Genomic DNA, 16,716 nt, shown 5'->3' on the forward strand with positions numbered 1-16,716 from the left:
GCCCGCCTGGCTGGGTAGCCCAGTGGCATCCTCCGCCTGTAGAGGCTCGGTGCATGAGAGGCTCAAAATCTCATGTACCCTAGAGGAAGGCCTCAGTAGCTCAGAGGATAGAGCAGGAGCCTTCTAATCTCTTGGTCGGGGGTTCGATTCCCTCCTGGGGCGCCACATACGAAAACCGCCCCGCACCCTAAACTCAGGGTGCGGGGCGGTTTTCTGTATGCATTTACGTTTTGCGCCGCCACAAGGAGGCGGTGCCGGGAGGATACTTCTTGGCCGGGACTATTTCTTCTTAGTCGGGTTCGTGTCCTTGCAGGAGTTGAGGACGCGCTCCATAACCTTCTTCTCGTCCGCGGTCACCCACAGCTTGTACTTCGCCTTCACGTGCACCTGACGAGCCACGTAGGTGCAGCGGTAGGCGGTGTTGCTCGGCAGCCACTCGGAGGCGTCCGCATCGGACTTCTGCTGGTTCGCCGGGCCGTCCGCGGCGAGCAGGTTCTCCGGGTCGTTCGCCAGCTGGCGGCGCTGCTCGGCGGTCAAATCCTGAGCGCCGGTCTGCCAAGCATTCGACAGGGCAACCACGTGGTCAATCTGCACAGCCGAGGAGGTCTTCTTACCGCGCTTGAACTCGATGGTCTTGCCGGTGTACGGGTCATCCAGAGTGCCGCTGATAACGGTGCATGCGTGGGTCCTGACCTTGAAGCGAACGTTGGTCAGGTCGCGGCGCAGAATGTCGTCGCGGGTGTTGCACTTGTTGCCGTCAACGTCATCCCAGGCGGGGCCGAACTGGTCGCGAGAGTAGCCGGCCTTCGAGGCGCGATCCTTCACCTGTAGGGACGCCAGCTCGCTCTTCGCGGTCGCCAGATCCGGCGCGAGCGCGGTCGCGGGGTCAACCGCCTTGTACGGGTTCTTGACCTCGGCGAGGGTTTCAGTCTGAACGTTGGTTTCTTCCTCGTCGGTGGCGGAAGTCGTCGTATCGGAGCCGAGCAGCCCATCCACGCCGTTCTTGCTCACGTATACCAGACCAATAATCAGCACAATCACGGCAAACACAGCGAGCAGACCGTAAATGAGGCGCTTCTTCTGCGGGTCCATCGAATCGGGCAGCTTGGGCAGGTTGCGCTGCAGCTGCTGAAGTTCCTGCAGGGAGGGCAGGTTGTTGTTCGCGGGCTTTTTGCTCACGGGTTCTCCAAGGCGGGTAGACGGGATGCGGCTGAGTGCACCGCATCATCAAGGATAGAGGGAGCGGGATAGAAATAGTGAACTTGAGGGCAAGAATATGGCCTGCTGCCGCTGAGATACCTGTCACCATGCCGGATGGGGTGGGGTTTTGCGGAGTCGGGGGAGTAGCCGTCATATTTCTGCAGGGAGTGCGTTGCCCGCGGGCGATTTTTAAAAAAACGGGGCGAAAAGTTCAAAAACTCTATCCACAGGCGGCACCCAAAACCGCAAAACGCGAGGTTATCCACAGGAACAGTAACCGCCGGATGCGGGCTCGACTCAGCCCTGGCAGGGTTGAAGAACCCCACCCACTAGTTTCTAAGGAGAAACCATGAGCGACACCATCCTGATCCGCGGATTCACCGCCTCCGACCCGGCACTGAGCACCCTGCCCAACGGGGTGCCCGTCGTGAACTTTCGCCTCGCCAGCACCCCGCGCTGGCAGGACGCCACCGGCACCTGGAAAGAAGGCACCACCAACTGGTACACCGTGAAAGCCTACCGCCGCCTCGCGCAGAATATCGCCACCTCCGTTGAGAAGGGGCAGCCGCTGGTCGTGAGCGGTCGTCAGCGCATTAGCCGCTGGAACCGCGAAGACGGCACGCAGGGCACCACGGTAGAAGTGGACGCCCTCGGCATCGGTCACGACCTGAACTACGGCACGAGCACCTTCGCCCGCACCGTGGAGAAGCGAACGGTCAACGAGGGAGCCATGCAGGGCGCGCCGTTGCAGAACTCGGTGCCCCAGAACCAGGTGCAGCAGGATGCGCCTCAGAACCTTGCACCGCAGAACCCGGCACCTCAGAACCTTGCACCGCAGAACGGTGCATCCCAGGGCGGCGCATCCCAGAGTGACGAACCCCCCTTCTAAAAGTGCTCCCCGGATGCTTGCATAAACGCGGGTGCATTGGGATAATGGAGCATTGTGTTGACATCGGGCACGCCCCTGCCGCAGGGGGGAGAGCGACCAACGGTGTCAGCCTTCGGGCACCAATCCTGTCCGAAGCATCAAGTTTTCTGTCCCGCAGTGGGGCAGAGCAATCTGAGTCTATTTGACCTGCGGCAGATGACTCTGGAGATCTACAACTATGCAGACTCTTGACTTCCTCGACAAGAAGTCCCTCCGTGACGACATCCCCGCATTCGGCCCCGGTGACACCCTGAACGTTCACGTTAAGATCGTTGAAGGTAAGAACCACCGTATCCAGGTCTTCAAGGGCTTCGTCGTTGGCCGCCAGGGTGCAGGCGTTCGCGAGACCTTCACCGTCCGCAAGGTTTCCTTCGGCGTTGGTGTTGAGCGTACCTTCCCGGTTCACTCTCCCTCCATCGAGAAGATCGAGCTGGTAACCCGCGGTGACGTCCGTCGTGCAAAGCTGTACTACATGCGCGACCGCCACGGTAAGGCTGCTCGTATCCGCGAGAAGCGCGAGTTCTAATCTTTATAGATACAGAATTCTGTTGCAAACCGCTCCCCAACCGCATTCCGCGGGAGAGGAGCGGTTTTTGCATATTCTGAGACCCGGTTTCTGAGGACTCGGTTTCTGAGAACCTTGCCGCTCTCAGAAAATAAAAGCCCAAGAGCGCAAACACTCTCGATACAATAGCTAGGTACCGTTTCACTCGAGCTAGGTATCTCTCAAACGAAAGGCTCACTCCAGCATGGCAGACGACAAGAACACTGCGAACACCAGCCCCTTCCCTGAGGGATACCAGCCTCAAAGCCGCCGCGAGCGCCGCGAAATGGAAGAATACTTTGCGCGCCTCGCCGCAGAAAAGACTGCTGCAGAAAAGAGCGCAGCAGAGAATGTGACCTCTGAAAAGGCGGTAGCCGAGAAGGCGACCCCCTGGAGCGCTACCTCTTCCACCGAAAGCGACACTAAGAGCACCTCCGAGCGCGATCACGAGGTGGTCGCCAGCGCCGAGGCGAGCGCCGCCTCCGCAGGCGCCGCCGCTGCAACTTCTTCCGCCGCGAAGGATACCAAGCACGAAAAGACCAAGGAAAAGGAGACTTCTGAGAACGTGGAAACCACCAAAGACTTCTCCGAAATGACCCCCAAGGAACGCCGCAAGGCAAAGCGTGCCGAACAGGCGGAGCTGACCTACTCCCAGGCGCAGGAAGAAGGCCGCCTCGGCGAATGGTTCTGGGTGCAGGCACGCGAGGGTGGCACCGTCATCCTCTACGCGCTGGTCATCGCGTTCCTGGTGAAGACCTTCCTGCTGCGCGGCTTCTACATTCCCTCCGGCTCCATGGAGCAGACCCTGCAGGTCAACGACCGCGTGTTCATTAACGTGGCGGGCTCCTACTTTAGCGAGCCCAAGCGCGGCGACGTCATCGTCTTCAAGGACTCTCAGGGCTGGATTCCCTCCACCCAGAAGACCAGTAGCCCGCTCAAGGATGCTCTGTCCTTCGCGGGTATTCTGCCGGATACTTCCTCGAACTTCCTGGTCAAGCGCGTTATCGGCACCCCCGGTGACGTGGTCGAAAGTGACGGCAACGGCAAGATCAAGGTCAACGGCGTAGAGATTAACGAACCGTACCTGTACCCGGGCAACAACCCCTCGGAGGTCCCCTTCAAGGTGACCGTGCCCGCCGGCAAGTACTTCGTGATGGGTGACCACCGCAGCAACTCTGCAGACTCCCGCTACCACATTAGCGACGGCACCGCGTTCATCTCCAAGGATGACGTGCAGGGTAACGTGTTCGTCGTGGCGTGGCCGCTGAACCACTTCGGCCTGCTGACCGACGAGAGCTCCGTATTCTCCTCGGTTCCCGCGCCGACCTCCACCCCGTCCGAGTAAGCGAGCTTGGGAATGATGGCGAGCGCCCAGAAGAGCGCAACGAAACCCGCGAAGGCAACCCCGCCCGCAGCCGACCTCGAATACGAGCAGCAGCTCTTCGCCTCCGGCGCCCGCACGGTCGCCGGAATCGACGAGGTAGGCCGCGGCTCCATGGCGGGCCCGGTCACCGTGGGCGTCGCAATCCTCACCCCGGACGCCACCCTCGAGGTGGGCGGGCTGATCGACTCCAAGGCGCTCTCACCGGCACGCCGCGAATCCATGGTCCCCGAGATTCGCCAGTGGTGCGCCGTGGCGGTCGGGCACGTGGAACCGGCGGACATTGACCGGCTCGGCATGACCCTCTCGCTGAGGCTTGCCGCCCAGCGTGCGCTCGCCGAACTGGCGCGCCGCGGATACCGTGCCGATGCCGCCCTGCTGGACGGTAAGCACGACTGGTTTACGCCTCCGCAGGAAGACCTGTTCAGTGCGCTGGCACCGGACCCGGCGCAGGCACACTACAACGCACTGCTCGCCCAGGCGTGGGAAGGTGCAGGCGGTGCGGGTGAGCCCGCGCAGATGCCGGTGACCATGGTCATTAAGGGCGACTACAAGTGCGCCTCCATCGCCGCAGCCTCGGTGGTTGCGAAGGTTGAACGTGACGAGCTGATGGTCCAGCTGGATGCCCGCTACCCGGGGTACGGCTGGGCAAAGAACAAGGGCTACGGATCCGCTGCTCACCGCGAGGCGATTAGCGTGCAGGGCCCCAGCCCGCAGCATCGACTGTCATGGTCGCTTCCGGCAACCGCCGAGCAGATTGAGGCTGCGGCGGCACAGCGCGACTAAGGCGCAGGAGGCGACACCCTCGGGAGCCTGCATGTCACCGCTGAATCAGTACTAAGAAAGCCCAGGAAAGGAAGAGTAGTGAGCGCAGAAGACCTCGAAAACTACGAGACCGACGCCCAAATGGCGCTCTACCGCGAATACAAAGACGTCATGTCGCTCTTTAGCTACGCGGTAGAAACCGACCGACGCTTCTACCTGGCGAACCAGGTGGACGTCACCCCGCACGTGCAGGACGGCACCCTCTACTTTGAGGTGAGCATGAGCGACGTGTGGGTGTGGGACGTGTTCCGCTCCAACCGCTTTGTGAAGAAGGTGCACGCCTACTCGGTGCGTGATGTGAACGTGGAGGAGCGCCTGCCCAACCAGGAGTTCACCGTGCCGGAAATGCCGGACTTCAACGCCTAGCTCAAGCCTGATTCAACGCCTCGCCGGGGGTAGGCGCGGATAGGCGCGTGGGTGCCGGGTGATTGGAATGCGGCGGGACTGAGTGATGAAAGTGCGCGCAGAAGCACGCGATGAACTCGCGCGAATATGACGCGCCGAATCGGCACACGGGCGGCATTTTTGAAAAATATGCCCCAAAATTTCAAATAAACGACTGTGGATAACCTCTAATTCCTTCTGGAAGCCGAGGTTATCCACAGTTTTTCGTTAACCGCGTTCGGGAACGCGCGCGGCGGGCACAGTAGAAGCACAACCGCTATCTACTTAGGGGAGAGACCCATGACAACAGCCCGAATAACAGCCCGCGCCGCAACCCGAAGCGCACCCAACAGAACCCTACTCCAGAGCACCCAGCTTCAACGAACCCAGCCCCGAGCCCACAGCGTCGGTCGTTGGGGTGAGGAGCTGACTGCCCGCATCCTGGAGGCGAACGGTTACCGCATCCTGGAGAGGAATTGGCGACCGCCCGCCGGACTGGAACACGAACAGATCCGCGGGGAGCTCGACCTGATCGCCATTGCCCCCGAGGATGAACTGGTTTTCGTTGAGGTCAAGACCCGCAGCAGCGAAGACTTTGGGCACCCGTTCGCCTCCATTGACCGCGATAAGGCGCGCCGCACGCGCTCGCTGGCGGTTCTCTGGTGCAGGCTACGTGAGAACCTGGATTTTCCGCGCTTTCGCATTGACGCAATCGCGGTGACCGGAACCTGTGAAACCTTCACCTTCGAGCACCTGAAGGCGGTGGCGTAATGGGATTCGCACGCACCTATTCCGTGGCGCTGGTTGGCCTGCGCGGGCACATTGTCGACGTTGAGGCGGACATTTCGCAGGGCCTGCCCGGCTTCGTACTGCTGGGTCTGCCCGATACCGCCCTCAATGAGTCTAAAGAGCGTGTGCGCTCCGCGGCGAAGAACACCGGCATCACCCTCACTCAGCACCGGCTCACCGTGAACCTGACCCCCGCGACCCTGCCTAAACGCGGCTCGGCGTTCGACCTTGCCATTGTAGTTGCGGCGTTGCAGGCGGAGAAGAAACTGCACCCCAGCGGCGATAGCGTCTTCCTGGGCGAGCTGGGACTGGACGGAACGCTACGCCCCGTGCCGGGCATCCTGCCTGCGGTCAAAGCCGCCGTGGACGCCGGACACCACCGCGTGATTGTGCCCGCCGAAAACGCTGAGGAGGCGGCGCTCATTCCCGGCGCGCAGGTGAGCGGTTTCCGCTGCCTGGCGGAGGTTTTTGCCGCACTCGGCGCTGAGAGCCAGAAGCTGACCTACCCGCCCGCCCCGCAGACGGAGGCGAGCGCCCCGGTGGCGAAACCGGCTGAAATTCCCTCGGATATGAGCGATGTCGCCGGTCAGTCGCAGGGTCGTTTCGCCCTGGAAATTGCCGCCGCGGGTGGCCACCACATGCTGCTGACTGGCCCGCCCGGTTCGGGTAAAACCATGCTGGCGGAGCGCCTGCCGAGCATCCTGCCGACCCTCGACAACGACGCCGCGATGGAGGTGACCGCGATCCGTTCCCTCTGCTCGGCGGGGGAGCACCTGAGCGAGCTGGTGCGTCAGCCGCCGTTTGAGGCGCCGCATCATAGCGCCTCCGCGCCGGCGATTCTGGGCGGCGGCAGCGGTATTCCCCGCCCGGGTTGTGTGTCTAAAGCGCACCGCGGCGTGCTCTTTCTGGACGAGGCGCCGGAGTTCAAACGCACGGTGCTTGATTCGCTCCGCCAGCCCCTGGAATCGGGGACCGTGACCCTGGACCGTTCGAGTGCGTCTGCGACGTACCCGGCGCGTTTTCAGCTGATTCTGGCGGCGAACCCGTGCCCCTGCGGCATGAACGTGGGCACCGGTACGGAGTGCACGTGTGCCCCGCGTGAGCGTCGCGCCTATTTTGGGCGGCTGTCCGGCCCGCTGGTGGACCGCATAGATGTGAATGTGACGGTTCCGAAGGTGTCGTCCACGGAGCTTGCGGGCGGTCAGGTGAACGAGAGTTCCGCGCAGATTCGCGAGCGCGTCATGGCGGCGCGGCAGGCTCAGCGGGAGCGCCTGGAGTCGTACGGGTTGAAGACGAATGCGGAGATGAACGGCAAGATTCTGCGCGGCCCGCTACGTCTGGACGCGAAGCTCACCGGCGAGCTGAATGCCGCTGTGGATCGGGGCACGCTGACGGCTCGCGGCTACGACCGGGTGCTGCGTATCGCCTGGACCCTTGCCGATTTGGAGGGCGCCGCCTACCCGAGCCGGGAGCACCTGGATGTGGCGCTCTTTTTGAGGCAACAGGGGCAGCTGAAATAGAGGCGGCTGAAATAGTGTGCCGGTTGATAGAACGAATCACTGACGAGAGGAGAAGAAGGTCATGAGTGAGAAGAAGCTTAGAAAACGAGCTGAAGAGGCTGAGCCGAGAGAATCGGAGCTGAGAGAAACAGGGCCGGAAGAGAGCACGGCGGAGGATTTTGTGCAGGAGGAACTGCAGATCCGCCTGCCCGGTTGCACCCTGGATAGGCACGCCCTGGTGCGTGAGAGGGTGGCGCATATTCTGTCGCTGGGGCAGGAGCCTTCGCCGAGCCCGTATAACGCGGCGCGCCTGCCTGGGTTCCTCGCCTCCTGCCTGAACCCGGTATATCTAGAAGAGATGCCCCTGGGGGAGAATAACCGACAGGAACAGCCGGGGGAGGAACAGCAGGACGAGCGCTCCGATCCCGCGGCGGGTACCACCTCCAGTGGTTCTGCCCCCGCGCCCCTGCTCAATCCAGAACCCCTGTTCAACCCCTCCCTCAGCGCGGAGGAGCTTGAGGCGGCGTGCCGCGAGTACATCCGCTGCTGCACCGCCCAGCTGATGCGCTACGCCGAACCCGCCGATGAGCTCGTGGTCGAATCCCTCACCACCCTGGGTGCGCCGCTGACCCTGCACTACCTACTGACCGGGAACATCCCCGATGAGCACACCTGGGAGCACGGCGAACCGGATGCGCAGCTCAGCGAATTTCTGCACTCGGTGGGCGCGCCCGCCGAGGGGGAGTCCGCCCTGTTCTGCAGCGCGAATGGCTACTACACGCCGGGCGATCATCAGCTGAGCCGCGATAAGTTCGGCAAGGCGCTCGCGACCCGCCGCCTGCGCTGGAACCGCCGCATGGAACGCACCCTGAACGCGGAGGCGCACATGGCGGCAACCTGCGGGGTGTGGCTGGTCACTCCCGCCGATCCGCTGTGGCCGCCGCAGCTGAACGATTTGGGGCCCGCCCGCCCGTACGGGTTGTGGTGCCGAGGCGATTCGCGGCACCTGCTGGATTTGGCGGCTGCCCCGAGCGTGGCCCTGGTCGGTTCGCGCGACCCGAGCATCTACGGCACGGAGGCGACGACCCACCTTGCCGCTGAGTTGGCGCGCCGCGGGTACACGGTGATTTCTGGTGGTGCAATGGGCATTGATATTGCGGCGCATCGGGCGGCGCTGACCCAGCAGGGTAGCGACCTGCCGACTATCGCCTTCATGGCGGGTGGGCTGGACCGGCTCTACCCGGCGCAGAACTCGGATGCGCTGAACATGATTGTTGACCGCGGGCTCATTATGAGCGAGGTGAGCGTGGGCAACACCCCCACGCGCTGGCGTTTTCTGGAGCGTAACCGTCTGATTGCGGCGTTGGCGCGGCACACCATTGTGGTGGAGGCGCGATGGCGTTCCGGTGCCCTGAATACGGCTCGTCACGCGATGGAGATTGGGCGTACGCTCTGGGTGGTTCCGGGGCAGATTAACTCGCCGAACTCGGTGGGCACGAACCGTCTGCTACGCGATGGACTAGCGCAAACACTCACCGAGGCCGCCGACATCCTCGAGTACGATGCCGCCGCTGGTTTCGAGCTGGGCACCGAGCATGAGAGCGAGTGGGATCCTGCATCTGCTGCCTCCTCGACGGCGCTGGATGAGCTGACCGAACGACAGGGCAGAGTCTGGGATGACTTGAGCCCGCGCTCCTACCGCAGCGTGGACGAGATTGCCGCAGCTCTCGGGCTGAGTGCTCGCGACGTGATGGCTGACCTGTTCCACCTGGGCCGTTGCGGTCTGGCGGAGAGCAGCGGAACGAGCTGGAGGAAGGTCCGCCCGGCAGTCGCGGCGTAGGGTTCTTCCTGATGACGGGGCGGCACGTGGAGAGCTCGGAACCTCTCTACAATTGGGGTAGGCCTGCGCGCACTGGCCCAGAGCCTACCCCCCCGCCTACCCCGCCGCCGCATCATCGATAGGGGCATCGAGAACACATGAAAGGAGGGACGCATGACCCCCGCCCGCCAGCACGAAAACTGGCCTGAAAACCGAAACGAGAACCGGGAAGAATACCGGGATGAGGCTCCCTCCACGACCCTGCCGGTGACGTATACCCGCAGCCTCGCCGCGGATAGCCCCCAAACCCAAGCTGAGGGGCCAGGCTCCGCCCTACCCGACTCTGCTCTACCCGAGTCGGCACTGGGTGTTTCCGGCGAGGTATTCCGCCCCGTCCTGAACCGTTTCGATCGTTTTCTGCGCTATGAGAAGCACCGTTCCGAAGAGACAATCCGCTCGTATATCTCCGATTTGGAGGGCTTCTTCGGCTATATGGCGCGCCGCGGTGTGCGGCATCTGGACAGCATTGATGCGTCCCTGATTCGTGAGTGGTTGGGTTCGTTGCATTTGCGGCAGGCGGCTCGTTCTACGGTGGCGCGCCGCGGTTCGACCCTGCGCACGTTCTTCACCTGGGCTCAGGAGGAGGAACTGGTGCACGCCAACCCCACGCGCGGTATGCGCACGCCAAAGCGGGAGAATCACCTGCCGCCGGTGCTGAGCCGCGAGCAGATGAATCAGCTGCTGACTACTCTGCAGGAGCGCCGGGCGCAGGATCCTCGCGATGCGCGTCTGCTGCGCCTGGAGGCAGTGGTTGAGGTGCTGTACGCCTCGGGCATGCGTATTTCTGAGCTGACCGGCCTGGATTTGCAGAGCGTGGACCGGGCGAATAAGACGGTGCGCGTGCTGGGTAAGGGCAATAAGGAGCGCGTGGTGCCGCTGGGCACCCCGGCGCTCAAGGCGTTGAATCGTTGGGTGTCGTATGGTCGTCCGCAGTGGATCCCGGAGGGGGCCCAGGGCGTGACGGCGCTGTTTATTGGTCCTCGCGGTGGGCGTGCGAATGCCCGCCAGATTCGTGAGGATCTGACCCGTCTGCTGCGCACGGTGGAGAACACCCAGGTGTCGGGTGCGCACGTTTTGCGTCATTCGGCGGCGACTCATCTGGTGGACGGCGGCGCCGATATTCGTTCGGTGCAGGAGCTACTGGGCCATTCGTCGTTGGCGACCACCCAGATTTACACGCACGTGTCGATGAAGCGCCTTGCGGAGACGTACGCGCGGGCGCATCCACGCGCCTAGCGGTTAGTTAGCGCGTAGGGCAGGAGTGCGCAGGGCGGGGGAGTGCGCTGGACTGTGCTTTGCTGGACTGTGCCTTGAGTAGAGCTTTGGGTAGCGCTTTGAAGGGTGCTCTGAACGCCGCCGCTCATGTCTCTCTATTTGAACCTTGTGCGGCTGAACTGTACGAATGGGGGAATTCGTTCTAAGCTATACACTGTTCAACATTCGCCTGAGTGTCCCGCGTATCTGCAACTTCCTGCACGGTGATGTTTATACAAGGCGGTCGAACAGGGTAGCATAGGTAACAGACTAACCGTGGTCTCCGTCTCTACGGAGGCACCGCGTACGAGTACTAAAAACCAGAAAGGTCGCACCGCATGCGCGCACTCGTTTGCCCCGGACAGGGCTCCCAGAAGAAGGGCTTTCTGAGCCCCTGGCTCGAGATTGAAGGTGTGCGTGAGCACCTGGAACGACTCTCCGAAGCGGCAGGCATCGACCTGATTCACTACGGCACCGAAGCCGAAGAAGAAACCATCAAGGACACCGCAATCGCCCAGCCCCTCATCGTGGCTGCAGGCATCGTCACCGGCCGCCTCGCACTGCGCGAACTCGACGGTGAAGAACTCATCTTCGCGGGCCACTCCGTCGGCGAAATCACCGCAGCAGCACTCGCCGGTGTACTCAGCGACGAAGACGCAATGCGTTTCGTGCGCGTGCGCGCCAATGGCATGGCGGAGGCGGCAGCCGCCTCCCCGACCGGCATGGCTGCAGTACTCGGCGGCGTTGAAGAAAACGTCCGCGAAGCCATCGACGCAGCAGGCCTCGTCGCAGCAAACTCCAACGGCGGCGGCCAGATTGTAGCCGCAGGCCCCATCCCCGCCATCGAAGCATTCGCCGCGAACCCGCCCGCACGCGCTCGCGTTATCCCCCTGAAGGTCGCTGGCGCATTCCACACCGAGGCAATGGCACCCGCCGTGCCCGCCCTGGAAGAGTTCGCCGCATCCCTGCAGGTATCCGACCCGACCTCCGCACTGCTGACCAACCGCGACGGTTCCGCCGTGGCATCCGGTGAAGAGTTCGTCAAGACCCTCGTCTCCCAGGTCACCAGCCCCGTGCGCTGGGACCTGTGCATGGCAACCCTGCTTGAGCGTGAAGTTGCCGGCATTATCGAGGTCGCCCCCGCAGGCACCCTGGTCGGCCTGGCAAAGCGCGCGATGCGCGGCGTGCCCGGCACCTCCATCAACACTCCCGAGGACCTCGCCTCGCTGAAGGGCTAAACGCCGCAGGGGAGTACCCAGCCCTCCCCGCGCTAGGAACCCTTCACACTAGACATGCACTTTAGACATGCGAGGCACACAGTGTCTTGCAAGCATCAGCACTAAGGATTGAATACGTGACTACCCTCAAGCAGTACGAAATCAACCGCTACTCCCGCATCCTCGGTTACGGCGCAGCCCGCGGTGAGGTCATCGTCCCCAACGACGACATCGTTGAGGCAATCGACTCCTCCGACGAGTGGATCAAGCAGCGCACCGGCATCGCAACTCGTCACCGCGCCAGCGAAAACCAGTCGGTAGCCGACCTCGCCATCGGCGCCGCCAAGGACGCCCTCGAAGCGTCCGGTGTAACCGGTGAGGACATTGAGGCGGTCATTATCTCGACCATCTCGCACCCCTACGCAACCCCCTCCCTGGCAACCCTGGTCGCCGACGCAATCGGCTCCAAGTGCCCCGCATACGACATCTCCGCAGCGTGTGCAGGTTTCTGCTACGGCATCGCCCAGGCAGACGCCCTCGTCCGCGCCGGCACCGCAAAGCATGTGCTGGTCATCGGCGTTGAGAAGCTCTCCGACTTCATCGACAACACCGAACGCACCATCTCCTTCCTGCTCGGCGACGGTGCAGGCGCAGCAGTCGTAGGCGTCTCCGACGAACCCGGCATCGCCCCGACCGTATGGGGCTCGGACGGCTCCCGCTGGGGCACCGTCGGCATGACCCACTCCCTGCTGGACATCCGCAACCGCGACTTCGCCGCAAACCCCGTCGAAGAAGGCGAAAAGATCTGGCCCACCCTGCGTCAGGACGGCCCCTCCGTCTTCCGCTGGGCAGTATGGGAAATGGCGAAGGTCGCCAAGCAGGCACTCGAAACCGCCGGCATTACCCCCGACGAGCTCGGCGCGCTCATTCCGCACCAGGCAAACGCCCGCATCATTGACCAGATGGTCAAGACTCTCAAGCTTCCCGACACGGTGGCAGTGGCACGCGACATCGTCGATGCCGGTAACACCTCCGCCGCATCGGTCCCCCTCGCCGCGCACCGCCTGCTCAAGGAGAACCCGGAACTCTCCGGCAAGTTCGCCCTGCAGATCGGTTTCGGCGCCGGCCTGGCATTCGCAGCTCAGGTAGTCGTCCTTCCCTAAGGAAAACCCCGGAGCCCGATGCTCCCCGCCCCTCACGACCGGCACAGCGCCGGTGCGCGAGAAATAAAGCGGGAAAGCATCCCCACAAACTCCGAGTTGACGCATGCGTACACCACGCAGACACGATAAACTCGGTAATGCACGCGTACCCCCACCCGGCGGGTGCGATGACCATCGAAAAAACAAAGGAGCCCCTGAATGGCTAACAAGGAAGAGATCCTCGCAGGTCTGGCAGAGATCGTTAACGAAGAGACCGGCGTTGAGGTTGAGGACGTTCAGCTGGACAAGTCCTTCACCGAGGACCTGGACATCGACTCCATCTCGATGATGACCATCGTCGTGAACGCTGAGGAGAAGTTCGAGGTGACCATCCCGGACGAAGAGGTCAAGAACCTCAAGACCGTTGGCGACGCAGTCGAGTTCATCGCGAACGCTGCCTAAGCTATAACCAATAACGAGGCGGCGCGGGCTCTCACCGGCCCGCGCCGCATCGCTATTCACCCAACAGCCCAACACACCCCCGGGAACACGCAGAGTGCGATGACTGCACTCTCCACGGCGTGAAAACGCCCACTGCAAACCCCGGGCCCTACAGGTTTTTATCCACACACCACCGGATAAACCACCAAATCGACCACCGAAGAGAAAGTGCCACAATGTCTCGAAAAGTGCTGGTGACCGGCCTCGGCGCGACCACCCCCATTGGCGGCGACGTCCCCACCACCTGGGAAAACGCAACCAAGGGCGTATCTGGTGTATCCACCCTCGACTACCCCTGGGTTAAGGAATACGACCTTCCCGTATACATTGCAGGCCAGCTCGCTGTGCCCGCCCTCGAATCCGGCCGCCTCACCAAGGTAGAAGCAAAGCGCCTGGATCCCTCGGGCCAGCTCGCCCTCATCGCCGCACGCGAAGCATGGGAAGACGCAGGATTCTCCGGCCCCGACGCCGAATCCGCAGAAGAAGTCGACCCCGAACGCACCGGCGTAGCCTTCGGTACCGGCATCGGTGGCGTGTGGACCCTCCTCGACGCATGGGACACCCTCCGCGAAAAGGGCCCCCGCCGCGTCCTGCCCATGACCGTGCCCATGCTCATGCCCAACGGCAACGCAGCAGCCGTCTCCATGAACCTCAAGGCACGCGCCGCAGCACAGACCGTCGTCTCTGCATGCGCATCCTCCACCGAAGCCATGCAGCTCGGCGCCGAAATGATCCGCAGCGGCAAGGCAGACGTCGTCATCGTCGGCGGCGCCGAAGCAGCAATCCACCCCCTGCCCATGGCAGCATTCGCCAAGATGCAGGCACTCTCCTCCCGCAACGACGAACCCGAAAAGGCATCCCGCCCCTACGACGTCGACCGCGACGGCTTCGTCATGGGTGAAGGCGCAGCAGCGCTCATCCTCGAATCCGAAGAACACGCCAAGGCACGCGGCGCACGCGTCTACGCGGAACTGGCAGGCACCGGCGTCTCCGCCGACTCCTACCACATCACCGCCCCCGACCCCGCAGCACTTGGCGCAACCCGCGCATTGCGCGAAGCCCTCGAAGACGGCAACATCGACCCGAAGACCGTCGTGCACATCAACGCGCACGCCACCAGCACCCCCGCCGGTGACCTGCCCGAAGCAACCGCAATGCACGAAACCTTCGGCGACCACACCAAGAACATTGCCGTCTCCGCAACCAAGTCCATGACCGGCCACCTGCTCGGCGGCGCGGGCGCCCTCGAGGCTGTGCTGACCGTACTGGCTCTGCACCACCGCACCGCACCCTGCACCATCAACCTGGACAACAAGGACCCCCAGATTGACCTGGACGTGGTGACCGACGCACGCGAGCTGCCCGCCGGTGAGATTGTGGCGCTGTCGAACTCCTTCGGTTTCGGCGGTCACAACGCTGTTGTGGCATTCCGCTCCGTAGAGGACTAATCCCGTAAAAAGGTACGTCGGATAATGCTAGCGGGGGAGTGCCCCCTCTGCGGCGCTGGGGCGCCTTGAGGACGGAGCCCCCGCCACGCATTACCGACGGTACCCTCTGTAGGTATAGAAATAAACAGGGTCGCCTGTGATAGTTAGCTATCGCGGGCGACCCTTGCGTTTGTAGGTTAGTTGTTTGGAGATGGCGTACCGGACAACGCTCGCGGGGGAGTGCCCCCTCTGCGGCGCCCTAACCTTCAAATAGCCCAGCCGCCTTGAGGATGGAGCCCCATCGCGTGCCCGGTACGCCCTCTAGGTCGCCTATCCCTCGGGTTGGTTGAGATAGATGCTTGGTACGTGGTTACCTTCTCGGGTTAGCTTGCCTCAGTCTGGGGTATATGAGGATGGTCTGTGGTTGGGTTTCAGAGGTAACGCGTTGATCCCTTGGGATGGGGATTATAGGTGGCTTGGTCTGGGGCCGGGTTTCGTACACAGCTCACCCGGGTTTGGGGTGGGCAGGATTTTACAGGTTAAAAACGGGTGGCGTATTCGCTCCGGCACTGCGAATACGCCACCCAAACACACCACACTCCACAAGACAATGCAGAGCGCGCGGGATCAACCATCCCGCAAGGTTCCCGCAACCTCCATCGCGCACCACGGTAGGCGACGACAGAAGAACGGGAGTCTATGACCGTTCGACACACACAACACCCCACACAAAGGGGTACACAATGTACGATCTTCCGGAAGTATTTCGACGGGGCCCCCACGCCGGCTCCGTTGAGAAAACAATTCGGTGTGGTTGCCTCCCGATGGTGAAGCACCTCAGCATCGTGTGCCGCATAAACCGCGCAGTTTAGTGCGCGCAGATGCTGCGTCGAAAACTATCCAAAGAATGCAGTCCACGGAGTAGTCTTCCAGCTTCAAATGGCAGAAGCTTAAGGGTTTGATGTGAGTGCTCGGATGGTCCGAATCATGTCGCTCTCAACGGAACCGGTTTATCGGTGATGGGAGCTCCTGTAGATAAGAATAACCTTAAATCACCCCTGGAGTAAACCTTAAACCAATAATTTAACCTTATTGTTATAATTCCTTGTCATAAAGGTATTGACGGGTGTTCAATGTGTTCTGGTAACCCCTCAGAAGGTCCTCATAACTCTTTGGTCTGTTTGGTGCTCTCCACCGTTATGAAACCGTGATAAATCATTCCCGAAAATTGAAGAATCGGGTCCAAAACGGTCCCGCACGTGGCTGCCGCGAGGGCTTGTTGAGAGGGTCTTGAAGATGCGCCGAGAGTACAGTCATAAAACGTCATCTTGTCACGGAAATTATCCCAGAGAAAACAAATTAAACCCCCGGCGTGCGCTGTGGCATAATCAGTATCGACATCGTGCTCCGGGGTCGGTGAAATTCCGAACCGGCGGTCACAGCCCGCGAACCGCTCCCGCAGGCAGGCAAAAAATCATACGAATCTTCGCATCCGCACAGGACGCCAAGACTCCGCTAGAGAAGCCCGCCCGCAAGAGAGGCCGAACCGGTGAAAATCCGGTGCCGACAGTACAGTCTGGATGGAAGGTAGCACGAGCAGAAAAAGGCAGGAGCGCACTCCGCCGCACCTCCCGAAAACCGGGATAGCGTGCAGAGTGTACCGAAGCAGTTCTTTGAGAAAACTGTTGCTCACGAAAACTGTTGCTTAAGAGCGCAGCGGTTTTCTGTGAGATGGCTTTTTGCGAG

At 62.1% G+C, this 16,716-nt stretch carries 14 protein-coding genes, 1 tRNA gene and 1 riboswitch; of the genes, 14 read left to right on the top strand and 1 reads right to left on the bottom strand.

The genetic code is table 11. The features are described from left to right. The first annotated feature begins 89 nt into the window (after positions 1-89). Positions 90-165: transfer RNA gene (locus AB8C10_RS01400), tRNA-Arg, on the top strand. A 114-nt stretch (positions 166-279) separates the two neighbouring features. Here the strand turns inward: AB8C10_RS01400 and AB8C10_RS01405 are convergent. Then, positions 280-1,179, bottom strand: a complete 900-nt coding sequence (locus AB8C10_RS01405) for an HNH endonuclease family protein (protein WP_368866598.1) — start codon at positions 1,177-1,179, stop codon at positions 280-282. A gap of 370 nt (positions 1,180-1,549) precedes the next feature. Here AB8C10_RS01405 and AB8C10_RS01410 point away from each other — a divergent pair, with 370 nt between their 5' ends. The 13 genes from AB8C10_RS01410 (at position 1,550) to fabF (ending at position 14,991) form a co-directional block, all read left to right on the top strand. After that, on the top strand, positions 1,550-2,089 hold the full coding sequence (locus AB8C10_RS01410) for a single-stranded DNA-binding protein (protein WP_368866599.1): 540 nt from the start codon (positions 1,550-1,552) through the stop codon (positions 2,087-2,089). A 217-nt stretch (positions 2,090-2,306) separates the two neighbouring features. Next, on the top strand, positions 2,307-2,654 hold the full coding sequence (gene rplS / locus AB8C10_RS01415; RefSeq protein WP_012903660.1) for a 50S ribosomal protein L19: 348 nt from the start codon (positions 2,307-2,309) through the stop codon (positions 2,652-2,654). Between the two features lie 223 nt (positions 2,655-2,877). Next, positions 2,878-4,017: a signal peptidase I gene (gene lepB, locus AB8C10_RS01420; protein ID WP_368866600.1), complete on the top strand. Its 1,140-nt coding sequence runs from the start codon at positions 2,878-2,880 to the stop codon at positions 4,015-4,017. 15 nt (positions 4,018-4,032) lie between these two features. Then, a complete protein-coding gene (locus AB8C10_RS01425; RefSeq protein WP_368866654.1) occupies positions 4,033-4,839 on the top strand; it encodes a ribonuclease HII in 807 nt (268 codons plus the stop codon). Positions 4,840-4,917: 78 nt separating this feature from the next. Beyond that, complete coding sequence (locus AB8C10_RS01430; RefSeq protein WP_005506259.1) at positions 4,918-5,244, top strand: DUF2469 domain-containing protein; 327 nt, start codon at positions 4,918-4,920, stop codon at positions 5,242-5,244. Positions 5,245-5,562: 318 nt separating this feature from the next. Beyond that, entirely contained in the window at positions 5,563-6,033 is a 471-nt protein-coding gene (locus tag AB8C10_RS01435) for a YraN family protein (RefSeq protein ID WP_368866601.1), read from the top strand. Beyond that, positions 6,033-7,571, top strand: a complete 1,539-nt coding sequence (locus AB8C10_RS01440) for a YifB family Mg chelatase-like AAA ATPase (protein WP_368866602.1) — start codon at positions 6,033-6,035, stop codon at positions 7,569-7,571. Before AB8C10_RS01435 ends, AB8C10_RS01440 begins: the two co-directional genes overlap by 1 nt. Positions 7,572-7,632: 61 nt before the next feature. Next, complete coding sequence (gene dprA, locus AB8C10_RS01445) at positions 7,633-9,390, top strand: DNA-processing protein DprA (RefSeq protein WP_368866603.1); 1,758 nt, start codon at positions 7,633-7,635, stop codon at positions 9,388-9,390. A gap of 153 nt (positions 9,391-9,543) precedes the next feature. Further along, positions 9,544-10,665 carry a tyrosine recombinase XerC gene (locus AB8C10_RS01450; protein WP_368866604.1) on the top strand — a complete coding sequence of 374 codons (1,122 nt, stop codon included), beginning with the start codon at positions 9,544-9,546 and terminating at the stop codon, positions 10,663-10,665. Positions 10,666-11,021: 356 nt separating this feature from the next. Continuing rightward, positions 11,022-11,921 carry an ACP S-malonyltransferase gene (locus AB8C10_RS01455; protein ID WP_005507477.1) on the top strand — a complete coding sequence of 300 codons (900 nt, stop codon included), beginning with the start codon at positions 11,022-11,024 and terminating at the stop codon, positions 11,919-11,921. 116 nt (positions 11,922-12,037) lie between these two features. Next, positions 12,038-13,063, top strand: coding sequence for a beta-ketoacyl-ACP synthase III (locus tag AB8C10_RS01460; RefSeq protein ID WP_005506251.1), 1,026 nt, complete (start codon positions 12,038-12,040; stop codon positions 13,061-13,063). Between the two features lie 198 nt (positions 13,064-13,261). Continuing rightward, the gene (locus AB8C10_RS01465; RefSeq protein ID WP_005507475.1) at positions 13,262-13,504 is read left to right on the top strand and encodes an acyl carrier protein; all 243 of its coding nucleotides are present in this window, start codon (positions 13,262-13,264) and stop codon (positions 13,502-13,504) included. Between the two features lie 215 nt (positions 13,505-13,719). Then, positions 13,720-14,991, top strand: a complete 1,272-nt coding sequence (gene fabF / locus AB8C10_RS01470) for a beta-ketoacyl-ACP synthase II (protein ID WP_368866605.1) — start codon at positions 13,720-13,722, stop codon at positions 14,989-14,991. Positions 14,992-16,368: 1,377 nt separating this feature from the next. Continuing rightward, positions 16,369-16,568: riboswitch (FMN riboswitch) on the top strand. Positions 16,569-16,716: the final 148 nt, after the last annotated feature.

The sequence above is a fragment of the Rothia mucilaginosa genome, from assembly GCF_964210535.1.
GTDB classification, from domain to species: Bacteria; Actinomycetota; Actinomycetes; order Actinomycetales; family Micrococcaceae; genus Rothia; species Rothia mucilaginosa_F.